This window comes from Streptomyces sp. NPDC127190, from assembly GCF_042672505.1.
Lineage (GTDB): Bacteria > Actinomycetota > Actinomycetes > Streptomycetales > Streptomycetaceae > Streptomyces.
This window is the reverse complement of sequence record NZ_JBHXVE010000013.1, coordinates 48,326-64,168: the sequence shown is the minus strand read 5'-3', so window position 1 is coordinate 64,168 and position 15,843 is coordinate 48,326. Positions and strand designations below refer to the sequence as shown.

The following is a 15,843-nucleotide window of genomic DNA, read 5'->3' as shown; positions in this document are numbered from 1 at the left end:
TAGCACGCGGAGGGGGGGGGGGGGGGGGGGGGGGGGGCGGGGGTGGGTTTCTCCCCCCCCCCATTGACCCGGGGGGGGGGGGCGCCCGGCCCCCCGCCCCCGGCCCCCCCCCCGCTACGACTCCACGGAGACGACCGTCCCCGCTCCGACGGTCCTGCCGCCCTCCCGGACGGCGAACCCCAGCCCCGGCTCCAACGGCACCTCCCGCCCCAGCTCGACGGTCATCTCCACCGTCTGCCCGGGCCGGGCGACCCCCGCCTCGCCGAGGTCCACGGAGCCGACCACGTCCGCCGTGCGGATGTAGAACTGCGGCCGGTACCCGGTCACGATCGGCGTCGTACGACCGCCCTCGCGCCCGGACAGCACATACACCCGGGCCGTGAACCGCCGGGCCGGTACCACGCTCGCCGGCGCCGCGACGACGTGCCCGCGCCGGACGGCGTCCCGCGGCACACCCCGCAGCAGCACGGCGACGTTGTCCCCGGCCTGGGCGTCCTGCATCGGCTTGCCGAAGGTCTCCAGCCCGGTGACGACGGTCTCCACGTCCGCGCCGAGCACCGACACCCGGTCCCCCAGGCGGAGCGTGCCGCGTTCCACGGCGCCCGTGACGACCGTGCCCCGGCCGGTGATGGTGAGCGCGTTCTCCACCGGCAGCAGGAACGGCGCGTCCAGGTACCGCTCGGGCATCGGCACATAGGTGTCGACGGCGTCGAGCAGCGCCTCGACGGACGCCGTCCAGCGCGGGTCGCCGGCCAGCGCCCGGAGGCCGGAGACCCGTACCACGGGAACGGTGTCGCCGGGGTAGCCCTGCGCGGTGAGCAGGTCGCGGATCTCCAGCTCGACCAGGTCGGTCAGCTCCTCGTCGGCCGCGCCGTCGGCCTTGTTGAGGGCGACGACGATGTGGTCGACGCCCACCTGCCGGGCGAGCAGCACGTGTTCGGCGGTCTGCGGCATGACCCCGTCGAGCGCGGAGACGACGAGGATCGCCCCGTCGAGCTGCGCGGCGCCGGTGACCATGTTCTTGACGTAGTCGGCGTGGCCCGGCATGTCGACATGGGCGTAGTGCCGGGTGTCGGTCTCGTACTCGACGTGCGCGATGTTGATGGTGATGCCGCGGGCGGCCTCCTCCGGGGCGCGGTCGATCCGGTCGAACGGCACGAAGGTGCCGGTGCCGCGCTCGGCGAGGACCTTGGTGATGGCGGCGGTCAGGGTGGTCTTGCCGTGGTCGACATGACCCATGGTGCCGATGTTCAGGTGCGGCTTGGTGCGCACGTAGGCCGTTTTGGACATGGGTGTACCTCGGAGCCTCTCCGGTCGTACGGGATGCGGGACCCCAAGGAGTGCGCCGACCCTCCCCCTGCGGGGTCCGCCGGTCTGTCCGGAGAGGGTCAGCTTCGGGCGCCGTGGGCAGCGGCCGGCAGAAGCGGGGCGGCAGCCTTCGGCGCATCCGCGACGGCGGATGCTGCGAGGAGGAAGGCATACCGGAACATGTCGTCGATCATCGCCGACACCGCACCCCGCGTCGAACGGTTTTCCGCGGTGCGCCAGGGTCGCCCCGCCCCGGCCCGGCGGCGATCAGGGCCCGGTGTCGGTTAGTGTCACCGGATGCTCGATGCCACCAGCACCGTCGCCGAGGCGCCCGCTCCGGCGGCGATACCGCTCCCCCGCACCGGGTTCGCCGCCCGCTGCACGCGTGCGCTGCTGTCGCCGTACGCCCGGCTGTCGCTGCTGCTGGCGCTGCTCGCGGGGGCGGCCGTGGCCGTGCTGGTGTTCGAGCCGCAGCGGCTGCTGACGCGGGGCTGGCCGCCGCAGCTGAGCGGGGCCGCGGCGGCGCTGGTGTTCGCGGGGGCGTACGGGCTGTGCAGCGTGGCGTTCGTCCCGCGTCCCCTGCTGAACCTGGCGGCGGGCGCGCTGTTCGGCGCGCCGCTCGGGCTGGCGACGGCGCTGGCGGGGACGGTGCTGGGGGCGGGCGTGTCGTTCGGTCTGGGCCGGGTGCTCGGGCAGGACGCGTTGCGTCCGCTGCTACGCGGCCGGTGGCTGAAGGCGGCCGACGGACAGCTCAGCCGGCACGGTTTCCGGTCGATGCTGGCGGCGCGGCTCTTCCCGGGGCTGCCGTTCGCGGCGGTGAACTACTGCGCGGCCGTGTCCCGGATGGGCTGGCTGCCGTTCCTGCTGGCCACGGCGCTCGGCTCGGTCCCCAACACGGCCGCCTACGCGGTGGCCGGGGCCCGCGCCTCGGCGCCGACCTCCCCCGCCTTCCTGCTCGCGCTGGCGGGCATCGCCGTACCGGCGCTCGCGGGGGCGCTGGTGGCCTGGCGCAAGCGCCACCAGCTGCGCGCCCGCTGAGCACACCGGCTCTCCGAGGGTTGGAAAACCGAACCCGCCACTAGACTGGGCGCATGGCCGCCACGAAGGATCCGCGCCCCTGCTCCATCGCCGACGCCCTCGCGCTCGTCGGCGAGAAGTACTCCCTGCTCGTGCTGCGCGAGGTGTTCCTGGGCAACGGCCGCTTCGACCAGCTCGTGCGCAACATCGGCGCCCCGCGCGACATCCTGGCCACCCGGCTGCGCCGCCTGGTGGACGCCGGGATCCTCGCCAAGCACGTGTACAGCGAGCGCCCGCAGCGCTTCGAGTACCGGGCGACACCGGCGGGCCTGGAGCTGGAGCCGGTCCTGATGACGCTCAAGGAGTGGGGCGACCGCCATCTCCGCAAGGGCGTCGACCTGCCCATGGTCGTCGAGCACAGCTGCGGCGCCGAACTGGTCCCGGTCGTCACCTGCCGGGCCTGCGGGGAGGAGGTCCGGCACGAGGACCTCACGGCCCGCCCCCAGGCCCCGGGCTGGACACTCACCGGCCCGACGGCGGCCTGACGGCACCGCAGGGCCACCGCGCCTACCGCGGCGGCCCGTACACGTCCAGCCGCCCGCACATGCCGAACCGGCCGCGATCGGCGGGCAGTTCGGCCCGTACGACGGCCTCGGCGAGGTGTCCGGGATCGCCCTCCGCCAGCCGGTCCAGATGCCGCCCCGTGGTCTCGGCCGCCGCCTGCGCACCCCGCCGCCACCGCTCTCTCCACTCGGCGACCCGGGGCCGTACGAGCGCCACAGCGGCCTGATGGAAGGCGGCCAGCGCTTCCGGCTCCCGAGCGGCCCGCAGGGCTCGGTAACCCTCCAGAGCCAGGTCACGCCGAGCGCGGGCGACCCGCTCCCGCTCCGCCTCCGGCGCGTCCGCCGGGATCGTGGTCGCGGCGGCGTACGCCTCCGGGTCGGCGAGGTACTCGGGCGGCAGCGTGAGCACCGCGTCCCCGGCCTCGGGCAGCCCGCTGTTCTGCATGAGGACGGTGATGCGCAGGTCGTCCTCGTTGACCAGCCGGTGGATGGTGCCCGGCGTGAACCAGGCCACCGTGCCGGGCGCGAGCGGGGTGACCTCGTAGCCGGACGCGGTCAGGGTCTGCACCGCGCCCCGGCCGCCGGTGACGACGTACGCCTCCGAACAGGCCAGGTGCACATGGGGGGTGCCGCCGCGGACCCCGTCGGCGGCGGGCCAGTCGTACACGCACAGCCGGGACACGGCGACCCCGCCCGGCAGGCCCGGGAACCCGCTCCCCGCGGCGCTCACCACGGGTGCGCCGCCAGGTACGCGACGACGTCCTCGCGCTGCCAGGCACCGTCCGCGACGACGATCCGGTAGCGCCGGCGGAGGGTGTCGCCGGGGGCGAGTTCCAGTTCCTCGAAGAAGGCCCAGGAGGGGGCGACGGCGGCGAACGGGTCGTTGCGGACGAACCAGTGCGCCGGGTGGGTGCCGGCGGCGCCGGAGTGGTCGTTCTCGGGGGCGTGGGCGAAGACCAGGGTGGCGTGGCCGTCGGTGCCGTCGTGCTCGCCGGAGTACGCCAGCCACGGCGCCCGGGTGCCCATCAGCGCGGGCCCCTCGCCCTCGGGTGCGAGGATCCGCCCGTCCCGGAAGGACCGCGGGCCGCGCCAGAACAGGCCGGTGTAACCCGCGAGTTCGCGTCCGGCGGTGGTGGGGCTGCCGAACCGCAGCGGCTCGGCACGGCGGTTGGTGATCGCGCTGGTCCAGGTGAGCGCCCAGGAACCGGCACCGGGGTCGACGTCGTGGACCTCGATCCGCCGTTCCTCCTCGGCCCACAGCTCACCGTCGTACGGGTGCCAGGTCAGCCGCTCGGCGATCAGTGCCCGGCCGTCGTCCGCCACGATCTCGTCGAAACCGGCGTGCCGCATCGAGCCGACCCGCTCGGGGAGTTCGAGATAGCCCTGCCCGGGCACATAGGTGTTGCCGCCCCACAGGTTGGCGCCGGACAGGTGCGAGGCGGTCAGGGACAGGCCCTTGTGCCAGCGGTGGTCGTGCGGGCGGTAGCCGGTGACCACGTCACCGGCGAGGGTGCGGACCGGGTGGAGGTAGGGCCGGGGTGCCTCCCAGGCCGCCTCGGGACGGTAGACGTAGGCGAACAGCTCGACGCCGGTGGTGGGTTCGGTGACGGTGATCCGGTCGCCGAGGACGTGCGCCGTCCGCAGTCCGCCGCTCACGCCAGGGCCCCCTCGGCGGTCACCGGCGCCCAGCCGGGGGCGCCGCCGTGCAGGGCGGTGTAGTACGGGTCGCCGGGCCCGATCTCCCCCGCGCGCACGGTCGTGTCCGTGAACGCCGCCTTGTACAGCGCGGTGATCAACTCCAGGCTGGTCCGGCCGTCCGCGCCGCTGCTGCGCGGGCGCTCACCGGCGCGCATGTCGGCGATCAGCTCGCGCAGCTGGGCGAGGTGCGAGCTGGGCACGTCCGGCCCGAAGTCCCGCCACCGCTCGGCCTGTTCGGCGGGGACACCGGGGGCCGGGGTGATGCGCCAGTCGTCGTTGGCGTGGCCGTAGAGGTGGGTCAGCTCCACGGTGGCGCGCTCGCAGTCGATACGGATGCGGCTGACCTCGTCGGGGCTCAGCACGCTGTTCACCACGGTGGCGAGGGCGCCGTTGTCGAACCGGACCAGTGCGGTGGAGACGTCCTCGGTCTCCACGTCGTGCACCAGCCGCCCGGCCATCGCCCGCACCTCCCGCCACGGCCCGAGCAGATCGAGCAGCAGGTCCATCTGGTGGATGCCGTGGCCCATGGCCGGCCCGCCGCCCTCGGTGTGCCAGCGGCCCCGCCAGGGCACGGCGTAGTAGGCGGTGTCGCGGTACCAGGTGGTCTGGCAGTGCGCCACCAGCGGCCGCCCGAAGGCGCCTTCGGCGAGCAGCCGGCGCACATGGGCGGAGCCGGATCCGAAGCGGTGCTGGAAGACGATCGCCGCGTACGGCCCCCCGTCGGCGCCCTCCTCGGCCTCGATCGCGTCGAAGTCGGCGAGCGAGGGCACCGGCGGCTTCTCGCACCACACCCAGGCACCGGCGCGCAGCGCGGCCACGGTCTGCGCGCGGTGCAGGGTGGGCGGGGTGCAGATGGTGACGAGGTCGGGCCGCTGCTCGGCGAGCATCCGGTCGAGGTCGGTGTAGGCGTGCGGAACGCCGGCCTCGGCGCGGAGGGCTTCGACGGCGTCCCGGTCGATGTCGACGGCGGCGACGACCTCCGTCTCGCCCTCCTCGGCAAGCCGCGCCAGCGCGGGCAGATGGGAGCCGCGCCCGATGGCACCGGCGCCGACGACCGCGGCCCGGATGCGCCGGCCGGCGAAGGGAAGTGAAGAGCGGGGCATGGGCGGGTTCAGCACTCCTCCGAACGCGGCGGGCGCGCAGCCGGCCGAGAGACCCAGCAAGCGCTTTCTCCTGCGCTGCAACGTAAGCGGCGGCGCCCGGAACGGTCAACAGCGCGGACCGCTTTGCAGGCCGGGGGCGCCGTCGGGCGTCTCCGTAGACTAGGGCCTGTCTTTCGGATCAGGTCGGCTGCGGCGCCGGCGCCTTCTCGGCCGACCCGAGCGGGCTCATGGGGGTGCCCCCTGCTCGAGCGGAGTCGAGAGCTTGGGGGAGCGTGCAGATGCAAGGCGGAGGAGGGAAGCGACGCGGAGCGATGGGGGTCCCCCCGCGCGAGCGCAGCCGAGCGTGGGGGAGAGCGACGACAACACAGCAGATGTGCGTGCCAGAGCCCGCGACGCCGACAAGATCCGAAAGAGAGGCCCTAGGGGCTCGTGATCGCTCTCCGGCCCGGCCTCATCCGTACCGAGCGGCTGACCCTGCTGCCCCTGCGGGTCGAGCATGCCGAGGAGATGGCCGCGGTGCTGTCCGATCCCGGCCTGCACGCCTTCATCGGCGGCGCCCCGCACACCGCTCAGGCGCTGCGGGCCCGCTACGAGCGCCTCGTCGCGGGCTCGCCCGACCCGGCCATCTCCTGGTGCAACTGGGCGATCCGGCTGCGCGACGCGGCCTGTCTGACCGGCACGGTCCAGGCGACCGTCAGCGCCGACGACCGCGGAGCCACAGCGGAGATCGCCTGGGTGGTGGGGACCTCCTGGCAGCGGCGCGGTATCGGCACCGAGGCGGCCCGGGGCCTGGTCGCCTGGCTGCGCGGGCAGCCGGTGCACACGGTCACCGCGCACATCCACCCGGACCACACGGCGTCCGCCGCCGTCGCCACCGCGGCGGGCCTGACCCCGACCGACCAGTGGCACGACGGAGAGGTCAGGTGGCAGATGGCGGTCGGCTGAGCCCACGGGCGCGCCCCCGGCCGGCTCGGTCGCCGTTTCCGGACATCTCCCGGGCGCCGGGGGGGGCGCCGCGACGGCAGGCCCAGGGGGACGGCCGCGACGGTCCGCGCGGTGGCCGCCGCCTGCGGATACGCGGCTCCAGGGGCGGCATACAGGCCGGTCGCCCGGCGCGGCCGGCCTCCGCCTGTGCCGGACCCAGCGGGCGATCGCGTCGGGCATATGCGCCCTGGGCTGGTTCGACCCGGCGCGTGGCCCTCCGTCGGCGGTGACCAAGCCCATACGGTCTGCGTAGCCGAGCGGTAGCGCAGTGTCAGTTCTTGCCCCTAGGCTGGCCCGCATGTCCCCCGATTTCATGCCCCTTGGTTCCGTGCGGTCTGCCGCCGAAGTGAACGAGCAGATCCGGGCGTTATGGCTGCGTGCGGGCGGCACCCTGTCGGCCCAGGAGCGCGCGGAGTACGAGTTGTTGGTGATCGAGTGGGCGAGGGCGGTCCGCGACGGGATCATCGAGGCGGCCTGAGATGAGCCGACGACTCCGGCCGGCCGGACCGCGCGGTCACGCCCGCAGATGCGCGAGCGCCTCCTCGGCGATCGGGTACGGCCGCTCCTCGGGCAACAGCCGTGCCGCCGCCTCCTCTTCACCGGCCCGCACCAGCGCGTGGATCTCCGCGGCCAGCGGGGTCACGTCCTCGATGCCGACGATCCACTCGTCGGCGTACCGGGCCGCCGCGGCGCCGGCGAGGCCGAGCTGCAAGGAGCGGTACGGCAGCGGGTTGTGGTGCAGATCGCGCTCGGGGTCCCACTGGACCCGCGCCGGGGACTGCCGCAACTGCCGCTGCCAGTCGGCCTTCTCACCGTGCAGCTCCGCGACATGATGCGACAGGCAGGCGTGGCGCAGCGCCCACTCGAAGCCCCCGCGGTCGATCTCGACGGCCAGGACCGTCTCCTGGCCCTCCTTGGTGCCCCAGCCGCAGCGGTACATCATCCACAGGAAGGACGGCTTGATCCAGGTCATGCGGTCCCGCTTCCAGGAGGCCGGGAAGCGACCGGTGCGGGCCGCCGGCCCGCCGATCTCCGGGCGGTAGGCCTGGTAGACGGTGACCGTGGACTCGGTGTGCCGGGCCCGGATGCGGAACGTCGGTTCGGGGGCGAGGGCTTGGTCGTTCGTGTCGTTCTGATCGTTCACAGGGACAGGTTCGGCGCTCGGTGCCGCTCCGTACCACCGAATATCGGGCGCGCACGCCTCTTGGCTCCGCGCCGCGCGTGCCCAACACTTGGCCGATGACGCAGCGTGTGGAACTCGCGACCGTGCGGGACCGGATGGCCGTGGACGAGCTGATCACCGAGTACGCGGCGGCGGTGGACGACGGTGACTGGGCGGCGTACCGGGGGCTGTTCACGGCGGACGGGCGCGCCGACTACCGTTCGGCCGGCGGCGTCGAGGGCGACGCGGGGCGGGTCGCCGGATGGCTTGCCGAGAGCCTGGGGCTGTTCGCCGTACGGCAGCATCTCATCGTCAATCGCCGGATCCGGTTCGAGGTCCTGGAGCAGGACACCGGGGACACGGCCCGGGTCCGGGCCGACTATGTGAACCCGATGCGGTTCACGGACGCCGATCGGTCCGGCGCCCCCGACCTGGTGTGCGGCGGCCGGTACGCGTTCGCGCTGCTGCGCACGGCCGAGGGATGGCGGCTGCGTGAGGTGGTCGTGCAGGAGAAGTGGCGCCGGCTGCCGGACCGCGGCGCCGCGCCACTGCCCGGCTGAGCCTCGGCTACCCGGCCGCCGTCGCCGAAAGGTCGAGCAGCCCCGCCTCCGTCGGCCGGAAGCCGCAGCCCTCCAGATAGAAGGGGCGCAGGTGGGCCTCGTAGTCGGCGTGCAGCCAGGCGCAGTCCGCCGCGCGGGCGGAGCGTGCCGCGGTGGCCACCAGGCCGCTGCCGACACCGCTACGGCGCAGGTCGGCGGCGACCATCGTGTCGAGCAGAAAGGCGTGGGCGCCGCCGTCCCAGGCGACGTTGACGAAGCCGACCAGTCGGCCCTCCGCCCGGGCGCAGACCCAGCCGAGGCTGTGCCGGTGCAGGCGCGTGTGCCAGTCGACGGGGGTCGAAGGATGCCCGAACGCCTCGGCGTGCAGGGCGTCGACGGCGGCGTTGTCGAAGGCGCCGCGCCATTCGTACATGATCGTCATGGCCCGCATCGTAGAGCGCGGCCGGTCCGCGCCGACGGGGGTTCCCGCAGGTCCCGGGCTGTCCCACCGGCCCATCTGTCGGAGATCGGCGCGGGCGCGCACACTGGGAACCTGCCTGGGTAGGGAGAGTCCGTATGAGGATGATCGACCACTGGCTGACCTCCCCCTGGCGGCGCTCCTGCGCCGCCGCGCTCGCGGGCGCGCTGCCCGTGCTCGCGTTCCCTGCTCCGGCGCTGTGGTGGTTCGCCTATGTCGCCCTGGTCCCCTGGATCCTGCTGGCCCGCTCGGCGCCCACGGGGCGGCGGGCGGCGTACGACGGCTGGTGCGGCGGCTTCGGCTTCATGGTCGCCCTGCACCACTGGCTGCTGCCGAGCCTGCACGTCTTCATCTTCCTGATCGGCGCGCTGCTGGGCGCGCTCTGGGCGCCCTGGGGCTGGCTGGTGCGCCGGTACCTCGGCGGGCTGCCCTCGCCGGGCCGGTGCGCGGCCGCGCTGCTGGTGCTGCCCTCGGGCTGGCTGCTGGCGGAGCTGGTGCGGTCCTGGCAGGGGCTGGGCGGGCCGTGGGGGCTGCTGGGCGCCAGCCAGTGGCAGGTGGGCCCGGCGCTGCGGCTGGCCTCGGTCGGCGGGGTGTGGCTGCTCAGCTTCCTGGTGGTGGCCGTGAACGTGGCGGTCGCGGTGCTGCTGGCCGTGCGCGCCGCGCGGCTGCCCGCCGTGGCCTCGCTGGTCGCCGCAGCCTCGCTGGTCGCCGTGGCGGCCGCGACCTCCGCGGCCTGGGCGTGGGCGCCGCGTCCCCGGATCGACGGGCGGGCGCGGATCGCCGTCGTACAGCCGGGTGTCGTGGGCGGGCGGGACAGCGCCGAGCGGCGGTTCGATCGCGAGGAGCAGCTGACCCGGCGGCTCGCCGGGCGGGGCGTGGACCTGGTGGTGTGGGGCGAGTCCAGTGTCGGCTTCGACCTGGCGGACCGGCCCGACCTGGCCCGGCGGATCACCGCGCTGTCCCGGCGGACCGGTGCGGACGTGCTGGTGAACGTGGACGCCCGCCGCTCCGACCGGCCCGGCATCTACAAGAGTTCGGTGCTGATCGGGCCGGACGGCCCGACCGGCGCGCGGTACGACAAGATGCGGCTGGTGCCGTTCGGGGAGTACATACCGGCGCGTTCGCTGTTCGGCTGGGCCACCTCCGTGGGCAAGGCGGCCGGCGAGGACCGCCGGCGCGGCACCGCGCAGGTGGTCATGGAGGCCGGGCACGGGCTGCGGATCGGCCCGTTGGTCTGCTTCGAGACTGCCTTCCCCGACATGAGCCGGCATCTCGCGGGGGACGGTGCGGACGTCCTCCTCGGCCAGTCCGCCACCTCCACCTTCCAGGACAGCTGGGCACCGGCGCAGCACGCCTCACTTGCCGCGCTGCGCGCCGCGGAGACCGGCCGGCCGATGGTGCACGCGACCCTCACCGGGGTCTCCGCCGTGTACGGGCCGGGCGGGCAGCGGCTCGGACCGTGGCTCGGCACCGGTGCGAGCACCGCCCGGGTGTACGACGTACCGCTCGCGCACGGTGTCACGCCGTACGTCCGCTACGGCGACTGGCCGGTGCACGGCGCGCTGCTGGTGCTGGTGGTGGTGTGCGCGGCGGAGGGGACACGGGCGCTCAGGCTGCGCCGGAACGCTCCTGAACCGCTCGTACCACCCGCTCGCACAGCTCATGGGTCGCCAGCGCGTCCCGGGCGCTGAGCACCTTGCCGGCCCGCACGGCGTCCAGGAAGGCGAGGACCGCCTGCTCGATGCCGCGCTGCCGGGCGACCGGCACCCAGTCGCCGCGCCGGCGCACGGTCGGCTGGCCCTTGTGGTCGACGACCTCGGCGAGGTTGAGCACCTGGCGCTTGGTGTCCTGGCCGGAGACCTCCAGGATCTCCTCGGTGGAGCCGCTGAGCCGGTTCATCACGCCGAGCGCGGTGAAGCCGTCCCCGCCGAGCTGGAGCACGACGTGGTGCAGCAGACCGTCCCGGACGCGGGCGCGGACCGTGATGTCGTCGACCGGGCCCGGCACCAGGAAGCGCAGGGTGTCGACGACATGGATGAAGTCGTCCAGGATCAGCGAGCGCGGCTCCTCGGGCAGTCCGATCCGGTTCTTCTGCATGAGGATCAGCTCGCGCGGGTGGTCCAGGCACTGCGTGTATCCGGGGGCGTGGCGCCGGTTGAAGCCGACGCAGAGGGAGACGCCGCGCCGCTCGGCGAGGTCCACCAGCCGTTCGGAGTCGGCGAGTTCGTAGGCCAGCGGCTTGTCGACGTAGGTCGGGACGCCCGCCTCCAGCAGCCGGGTGACGATCTCGGGGTGGACGGCGGTGGGCGCGTGCACGAAGGCGGCGTCGAGGCCGGCGGCGAGCAGCGAGTCCAGGTCCGCGTGGCGCTGCTCCCGCGGCAGGTGCAGGGCGTCGGCGACCCGGTGGAGGGTCGCGGGGGTACGGGTCTGGAGGTGGAGTTCGGTTCCCGGCTGGGTGCCGAGCACCGGCAGATACGCCTTCTGGGCGATGTCCCCGAGTCCGATGCAGCCGATCTTCACCTGTGTCTCCCCTGCCGCTGTCCGGCGTGTGCCTGCTCGGAAGCATACGGGGGCCGCCAGTCGGCGATGCCGTCGAAGCCGCGCAGGAACAGCGCGGGTCCGGCCTTCGACAGCACGGCGACCGCGGTGTCGCGTACGGCGACGGCCGCCCGGCCGCGGGCCAGGTTCACGCGGGCCACCTTGACGGCCCGGCGGGCGATCCCGGTGGTCCGCGGCAGCCGGTCCGCGGTGTAGGCGACGAGGTCGGGCGCGTGGTGGGCGAGCACCACCGCGTCCTCGATGGCCTGGTTGCCGCCCTGGCCGAGGGTGGGCGGCATGGCGTGGGCGGCGTCGCCGAGGAGGGCGGTGCGGCCCAGGTGGTAGGCGGGCAGGGGCGTGGCGATGTGGTGCACGTCGTGCCGGAGGACGTCCTCGGGACGGGCGGCGGCGAGGACGGCGGGGATCGGCTCGTGCCAGTCGCCGAAACGGCGCAGCAGTTCGGCCTTCTCGCCGTCGGCGGCCCGCTCGCCGGCCGGGGCCAGGGCGGCCGCGTACGCGTAGACCCGGCCGTCCTTGAGCGGGTGGGTGCCCCAGATCCGGCCGCGGCCCCAGGTCTCGTGGGAGGCGAACCGCGCGCCGGGCAGGGGCAGCAGCAGCCGCCAGGTGGTGAACCCGGCGTGGACCGGCCCGGGGTGCAGGGGGAACAGTGCGGCGCGCACCCGGGAGCTGATGCCGTCCGCGGCGACGACGAGGTCCGCTTCCCGTTCGGTGCCGCCGGTGGTGACCCGGGCGGGCCGGTCGCGGTCGCCGGGGTCGGTGAGGGTCGCGGCGGAGGCGGTCCGGACGGCGCCGGGCGGGAGCAGGGCGGCGAGCCGGTCGACCAGGGTGGCGCGGGGCAGCAGGACCAGAGGTCCGCCGAAGCGGTCGGCGGCGGCCCGGGCACTGGACCGGGACAGCCAGCGGCCGCTCGGCGTGCGCAGCCCGCCGTCGCCCTGCCAGGCGGCCAGGTCCCGGATCTCCTCGCCGACGCCGAGGACGTCCAGGGCGGCGAGGGCGTTCGGGGCCAGCGAGATGGCCGCGCCGACCGGCTCCAGCGAGCGGGCCCGCTCCAGCACGGTCACCTGCCAGCCGCGCCGGTGCAGGGCCGCGGCGGCGGTCAGGCCGCCGATCCCGCCCCCGATGACCACCGCACACGCCGACCGCTTCACCATGACCCCTCCACCCAATCACTACAGATGTAGTTAACCGATGCGTCGACCGTACTACAGAAGTAGTGACTCGGATAGGGTCACCCCATGCCCGCAAGCAGCCCGAACGCCTCCCGCGCCGAACTCGTCGCCGACGCCGCCCTCGCCCTGCTCGCCGAACGCGGGATGCGCGGGCTGACCCACCGGGCGGTGGACGAGACGGCCGGGCTGCCGCCGGGCTCGACGTCGAACGTGGCGCGCACCCGGCAGGCCCTGCTGGAACTCGCGGTACGGCGGCACGCCGAGCGGGAGGCGCGGGTACTGGCCCTGGACGAGACCCCGGACCCCGGGGACGGACCCGATGCGCTGGCCGAGGGGCTGGCCCTCGCGCTGCACCGCTCCCTGACCCGCAACCGCGAGCTGCTCATCGCCCGCTACGAACTGGCCCTGGAGGCCACCCGCCGCCCCGAACTCCGCGCCTTCTACGACGCGACCGGCGCCGTCTTCAAGGAGCAACTGGCCGCACTGCTCACCGCCGCCGGCTCCCCCGACCCGGACCGGCATGTGCTGTCGCTGGTCGCCTGGGCGGACGGGCTGATGTTCTCCTGCGCGGCGGGCTCCTTCGGCGCACGGACCCCGGGCCTGGCCGAGATCCGCACCGGCCTGCGCGAGCTGCTCACCGGCATGCTGGGCCGCTGAGCCCCGGAGCCGAAAAACCGATGGTTTCCCCGGTCCGCACCGGGTGAGGATGCCGTCATGACCATGGAACGCCGTGAACCCGCGACCACCGCCGACGAACGCACCATGCTGGAGGGCTGGCTCGAATACCATCGCCAGACCCTGGCCCACAAGTGCGAGGGCCTGACCGACGCCCAGCTCCGGACCGCGTCCGCGGAGCCGTCCATGCTGTCTCTGATGGGGCTGGTGCGGCACATGGCGGAGGTCGAGCGGAACTGGTTCCGCCGGGTGCTGGCGGACGAGCAGGCCGGGCCGATCTACTTCACCGAAGAGGGCCCCGACGGCGACTTCCGGGTCACCGAGTCGGACACCTGGGCGGAGGCCCACGCCACCTGGCAGGCCGAGATCGAGGCGGCCCGGCGGCACGCGGCCGGCTTCGCTCTGGACGACCTCTCCAAGGGCCGGCACCGGCGCACGAACGAGTCGTTCAACCTGCGCTGGATCTACACGCACATGATCGAGGAGTACGCCCGGCACAACGGCCACGCCGATCTGCTCCGCGAGCGCATCGACGGCGTCACCGGCGACTGAACGTCAGCCCCGAGCCGCCGAAACCCCTCGTCCGGGGCACGCAATCACCCGTGCGGGGGTCCGAACCTTCGCTCCCCGGTGCGAAACGACGGGCCGACCCAGCATTCTTGCGCGGTGCATCGAACGACCACCACCGCAGCGCTCCTGGTCACCATGGCCGTATCGGCCCTCACGGGCTGTATGACGGTTCCGCGCCCGGCACCTCCCGGGCCCCCGCCCGCATCGGCGACCGCGCTGCCGCCGGTGCCCCGGCCGGACGGCAGCGGGGAGCCCCGGGTGGTGCAGGCACCGGCCCGTGAGGCGCTGGAGATGGTCGGGCCGTACCCCCCGCACCCGAAGCACTCCGGGCCGGCGACTCCGCACCGGCCCGCCGCCGCACCCCCGGCCGTCCACCACCCGCACATCCCGGCGGCTCCGGCCGCTCCGGCGGCACCGCCGCGCCCGCGCGCTCGGCCGCACCACCCGCATCACCACCACCGGCGCACCCACACCCGCGTTCCGGGCCTGCCCCGGACGATCCCGAAGACCCCGGACGTCTGCGCGCTGGGCAGGCAGTACGGCGGCTGGCGCAAGGACAGCCCGGAGGCGGTGATCTGCGAGGAGACCTACGGCCGCTGACCGGCGCCGCCGATCGGCAGCGCCCCGCCGGCTACCGCTGGCGCGGCGGCCCGCAGCTGCCGTCGCCGTCCTCCCCCAGCCGCACGGCCAGGCGCCTGATCGCCGCCCGCACGCCGGCCCCGTACCCGTCGTCCGTGAGCGTGCCCGCGGCACTGCGGGCCCGGCGGAGGTGGCTGCGGGCGGCCTCGGGGCGGCCCAGCTTGGCGTAGTCCGCGGCCAGGTTGAGATGCAGGGAGGGAAAGAAGCCCCGGACGGTCAGCGGATCGCCGCCGCGCCCGTCGGCCAGCTCCTCCGCCGCGGACAAGGCCCGCAGGTCCCAGGCGAGTTCGTCCGCCGGATCGTCCTGGGTGTCGGCGAGGTAGTGGGCGAGGGTGCAGCGGTGCAGCGGGGCGCCGTGCTCGCCGACCTCCGCCCACAGGTCGAGGAAGCGGCTGCGGGCCTCCTCCCGGTCGCCGCCGTGGTGCAGCATCACGACCTGGCCGATCCGCGTCAGCAGGGCGTCCGGCGCCGCCTGGTCCTGTCGCTCCACCACCGCGTCCTCCGGGCCGTCGTCAGGTGTCTGTCTTCGACGCTAACCGGCTATGCGGGGTTTCCGGGTCAGGCGGCGCCGTTGTGCTTGCCGGCCGCGGTCGGGTGCGGCATCGTCGTGGCTGGTCGCGCAGTTCCCCGCGCCCCTTCGGGGCGCTCAGCCTCGGCGCTCAGCCCAGGTTCGGGATGGTCCAGTCGATCGGGGTGTGGCCCTGGCGCGCGATCGCCTCGTTGATCTGGGTGAAGGGGCGGGAGCCGAAGAACTTCTTCGCGGAGAGCGGGGAGGGGTGGGCGCCCTTCACCACCGCATGCCGCTCCTGGTCGATCAGCGGGAGCTTCTTCTGGGCGTAGTTGCCCCAGAGCACGAACACCGCCGGGTCGCTGCGGTCGGCCACCGCGCGGATCACCGCGTCGGTGAACTTCTCCCAGCCCTTGCCCTTGTGCGAGTTCGCCTCGCCCTCGCGCACGGTGAGCACCGCGTTGAGCAGGAGCACGCCCTGGCGGGCCCACGGCATCAGGTAGCCGTTGTCCGGGACCGGCAGGCCCAGCTCCTCCTGCATCTCCTTGTAGATGTTCCGCAGCGAGGGCGGGGTCTTCACCCCGGGGCGCACCGAGAAGCACAGGCCGTGCCCCTGGCCCGGGCCGTGGTACGGGTCCTGGCCGAGGATCAGCACCTTGACCTGGTCGTACGGCGTGGCGTCCAGCGCGGCGAAGACCTCCTCGCGCGGCGGGTAGACAGGACCCTTCGCCCGCTCCTCCTCGACGAACTCGGTCAGCTCCTTGAAGTAGGGCTGTTGCAGCTCGTCGCTCAGAACCCCGCGCCAGGACTCGGGCAGCATGGCGGTGTCGGTCACGTCAACGTCCTCACGATGTGCGGTCACTTGCTCGCC

Annotated in this window: 19 protein-coding genes; 9 read left to right on the top strand and 10 right to left on the bottom strand. The window is 74.3% G+C overall.

Going from position 1 to position 15,843, the window contains the following annotated elements; all coding sequences use genetic code 11:
• Positions 1-114 precede the first annotated feature (114 nt).
• A complete protein-coding gene (gene tuf, locus ACFVIU_RS20920) occupies positions 115-1,290 on the bottom strand; it encodes an elongation factor Tu (RefSeq protein ID WP_385844177.1) in 1,176 nt (391 codons plus the stop codon).
• 315 nt (positions 1,291-1,605) lie between these two features.
• On the opposite strand from tuf, the gene ACFVIU_RS20915 reads away from it, so the two are divergent.
• Positions 1,606-2,346 carry a TVP38/TMEM64 family protein gene (locus tag ACFVIU_RS20915; RefSeq protein WP_385844175.1) on the top strand — a complete coding sequence of 247 codons (741 nt, stop codon included), beginning with the start codon at positions 1,606-1,608 and terminating at the stop codon, positions 2,344-2,346.
• 53 nt (positions 2,347-2,399) lie between these two features.
• A complete protein-coding gene (locus ACFVIU_RS20910; protein WP_385844174.1) occupies positions 2,400-2,870 on the top strand; it encodes a winged helix-turn-helix transcriptional regulator in 471 nt (156 codons plus the stop codon).
• 22 nt (positions 2,871-2,892) lie between these two features.
• On the opposite strand, the gene ACFVIU_RS20905 is transcribed toward ACFVIU_RS20910, so the two are convergent.
• From ACFVIU_RS20905 to ACFVIU_RS20895, 3 genes are read right to left on the bottom strand one after another with little or no spacing between them, the layout of a single operon-like run.
• The gene (locus tag ACFVIU_RS20905) at positions 2,893-3,618 is read right to left on the bottom strand and encodes a cupin domain-containing protein (RefSeq protein WP_385844172.1); all 726 of its coding nucleotides are present in this window, start codon (positions 3,616-3,618) and stop codon (positions 2,893-2,895) included.
• The gene (locus tag ACFVIU_RS20900) at positions 3,615-4,544 is read right to left on the bottom strand and encodes a PmoA family protein (protein ID WP_385844171.1); all 930 of its coding nucleotides are present in this window, start codon (positions 4,542-4,544) and stop codon (positions 3,615-3,617) included. The genes ACFVIU_RS20905 and ACFVIU_RS20900 overlap by 4 nt, the downstream gene beginning before the upstream one ends.
• The gene (locus ACFVIU_RS20895; RefSeq protein WP_385844170.1) at positions 4,541-5,689 is read right to left on the bottom strand and encodes a Gfo/Idh/MocA family protein; all 1,149 of its coding nucleotides are present in this window, start codon (positions 5,687-5,689) and stop codon (positions 4,541-4,543) included. The genes ACFVIU_RS20900 and ACFVIU_RS20895 overlap by 4 nt, the downstream gene beginning before the upstream one ends.
• A gap of 429 nt (positions 5,690-6,118) precedes the next feature.
• On the opposite strand from ACFVIU_RS20895, the gene ACFVIU_RS20890 reads away from it, so the two are divergent.
• Positions 6,119-6,634 (top strand): GNAT family N-acetyltransferase, encoded by a 516-nt coding sequence (locus tag ACFVIU_RS20890; protein ID WP_385844168.1) that lies wholly within the window; start codon positions 6,119-6,121, stop codon positions 6,632-6,634.
• 337 nt (positions 6,635-6,971) lie between these two features.
• Entirely contained in the window at positions 6,972-7,151 is a 180-nt protein-coding gene (locus ACFVIU_RS20885; protein WP_385844167.1) for a hypothetical protein, read from the top strand.
• Positions 7,152-7,187: 36 nt separating this feature from the next.
• Here the strand turns inward: ACFVIU_RS20885 and ACFVIU_RS20880 are convergent, their stop codons facing one another.
• Positions 7,188-7,817 carry a DUF4291 domain-containing protein gene (locus tag ACFVIU_RS20880; RefSeq protein ID WP_385844165.1) on the bottom strand — a complete coding sequence of 210 codons (630 nt, stop codon included), beginning with the start codon at positions 7,815-7,817 and terminating at the stop codon, positions 7,188-7,190.
• 95 nt (positions 7,818-7,912) lie between these two features.
• On the opposite strand from ACFVIU_RS20880, the gene ACFVIU_RS20875 reads away from it, so the two are divergent.
• Positions 7,913-8,395, top strand: coding sequence for a nuclear transport factor 2 family protein (locus ACFVIU_RS20875; RefSeq protein WP_385844164.1), 483 nt, complete (start codon positions 7,913-7,915; stop codon positions 8,393-8,395).
• Between the two features lie 7 nt (positions 8,396-8,402).
• Here the strand turns inward: ACFVIU_RS20875 and ACFVIU_RS20870 are convergent, their stop codons facing one another.
• The gene (locus ACFVIU_RS20870) at positions 8,403-8,816 is read right to left on the bottom strand and encodes a GNAT family N-acetyltransferase (RefSeq protein ID WP_385844163.1); all 414 of its coding nucleotides are present in this window, start codon (positions 8,814-8,816) and stop codon (positions 8,403-8,405) included.
• A gap of 134 nt (positions 8,817-8,950) precedes the next feature.
• Here ACFVIU_RS20870 and lnt point away from each other — a divergent pair, with 134 nt between their 5' ends.
• The gene (gene lnt / locus ACFVIU_RS20865) at positions 8,951-10,543 is read left to right on the top strand and encodes an apolipoprotein N-acyltransferase (protein WP_385844162.1); all 1,593 of its coding nucleotides are present in this window, start codon (positions 8,951-8,953) and stop codon (positions 10,541-10,543) included.
• On the opposite strand, the gene ACFVIU_RS20860 is transcribed toward lnt, so the two are convergent.
• A complete protein-coding gene (locus ACFVIU_RS20860; protein ID WP_385844161.1) occupies positions 10,461-11,372 on the bottom strand; it encodes a Gfo/Idh/MocA family protein in 912 nt (303 codons plus the stop codon). The two genes, lnt and ACFVIU_RS20860, sit on opposite strands and share 83 nt — an antisense overlap.
• Positions 11,369-12,562 carry an FAD-dependent monooxygenase gene (locus tag ACFVIU_RS20855; protein ID WP_385844160.1) on the bottom strand — a complete coding sequence of 398 codons (1,194 nt, stop codon included), beginning with the start codon at positions 12,560-12,562 and terminating at the stop codon, positions 11,369-11,371. The genes ACFVIU_RS20860 and ACFVIU_RS20855 overlap by 4 nt, the downstream gene beginning before the upstream one ends.
• A gap of 84 nt (positions 12,563-12,646) precedes the next feature.
• Here ACFVIU_RS20855 and ACFVIU_RS20850 point away from each other — a divergent pair, with 84 nt between their 5' ends.
• From ACFVIU_RS20850 to ACFVIU_RS20840, 3 genes are all read left to right on the top strand, one after another.
• Entirely contained in the window at positions 12,647-13,237 is a 591-nt protein-coding gene (locus ACFVIU_RS20850) for a TetR/AcrR family transcriptional regulator (RefSeq protein WP_385844159.1), read from the top strand.
• A 57-nt stretch (positions 13,238-13,294) separates the two neighbouring features.
• Positions 13,295-13,807, top strand: a complete 513-nt coding sequence (locus ACFVIU_RS20845; RefSeq protein ID WP_385844158.1) for a DinB family protein — start codon at positions 13,295-13,297, stop codon at positions 13,805-13,807.
• 114 nt (positions 13,808-13,921) lie between these two features.
• A complete protein-coding gene (locus ACFVIU_RS20840) occupies positions 13,922-14,425 on the top strand; it encodes a hypothetical protein (protein ID WP_385844157.1) in 504 nt (167 codons plus the stop codon).
• Between the two features lie 31 nt (positions 14,426-14,456).
• Here ACFVIU_RS20840 and ACFVIU_RS20835 read toward each other — a convergent pair whose 3' ends face one another.
• Together ACFVIU_RS20835 and ACFVIU_RS20830 are read right to left on the bottom strand one after the other, a co-directional pair.
• Complete coding sequence (locus ACFVIU_RS20835; RefSeq protein WP_385844156.1) at positions 14,457-14,957, bottom strand: hypothetical protein; 501 nt, start codon at positions 14,955-14,957, stop codon at positions 14,457-14,459.
• Between the two features lie 166 nt (positions 14,958-15,123).
• Complete coding sequence (locus ACFVIU_RS20830; protein WP_385844155.1) at positions 15,124-15,807, bottom strand: uracil-DNA glycosylase; 684 nt, start codon at positions 15,805-15,807, stop codon at positions 15,124-15,126.
• Between the last annotated feature and the right edge of the window lie 36 nt (positions 15,808-15,843).

Excerpts from the sequence above, each read along its gene's own strand:
- ACFVIU_RS20870 (WP_385844163.1), bottom strand. The coding sequence starts at position 8,816 with ATGACGATCATGTACGAATGGCGCGGCGCCTTCGACAACGCCGCCGTC.
- tuf (WP_385844177.1), bottom strand. The coding sequence starts at position 1,290 with ATGTCCAAAACGGCCTACGTGCGCACCAAGCCGCACCTGAACATCGGC.
- ACFVIU_RS20845 (WP_385844158.1), top strand. The coding sequence starts at position 13,295 with ATGACCATGGAACGCCGTGAACCCGCGACCACCGCCGACGAACGCACC.
- ACFVIU_RS20915 (WP_385844175.1), top strand. The coding sequence starts at position 1,606 with ATGCTCGATGCCACCAGCACCGTCGCCGAGGCGCCCGCTCCGGCGGCG.
- ACFVIU_RS20850 (WP_385844159.1), top strand. The coding sequence starts at position 12,647 with ATGCCCGCAAGCAGCCCGAACGCCTCCCGCGCCGAACTCGTCGCCGAC.
- ACFVIU_RS20875 (WP_385844164.1), top strand. The coding sequence starts at position 7,913 with ATGACGCAGCGTGTGGAACTCGCGACCGTGCGGGACCGGATGGCCGTG.
- ACFVIU_RS20855 (WP_385844160.1), bottom strand. The coding sequence starts at position 12,562 with ATGGTGAAGCGGTCGGCGTGTGCGGTGGTCATCGGGGGCGGGATCGGC.
- ACFVIU_RS20885 (WP_385844167.1), top strand. The coding sequence starts at position 6,972 with ATGTCCCCCGATTTCATGCCCCTTGGTTCCGTGCGGTCTGCCGCCGAA.
- lnt (WP_385844162.1), top strand. The coding sequence starts at position 8,951 with ATGAGGATGATCGACCACTGGCTGACCTCCCCCTGGCGGCGCTCCTGC.
- ACFVIU_RS20895 (WP_385844170.1), bottom strand. The coding sequence starts at position 5,689 with ATGCCCCGCTCTTCACTTCCCTTCGCCGGCCGGCGCATCCGGGCCGCG.
- ACFVIU_RS20910 (WP_385844174.1), top strand. The coding sequence starts at position 2,400 with ATGGCCGCCACGAAGGATCCGCGCCCCTGCTCCATCGCCGACGCCCTC.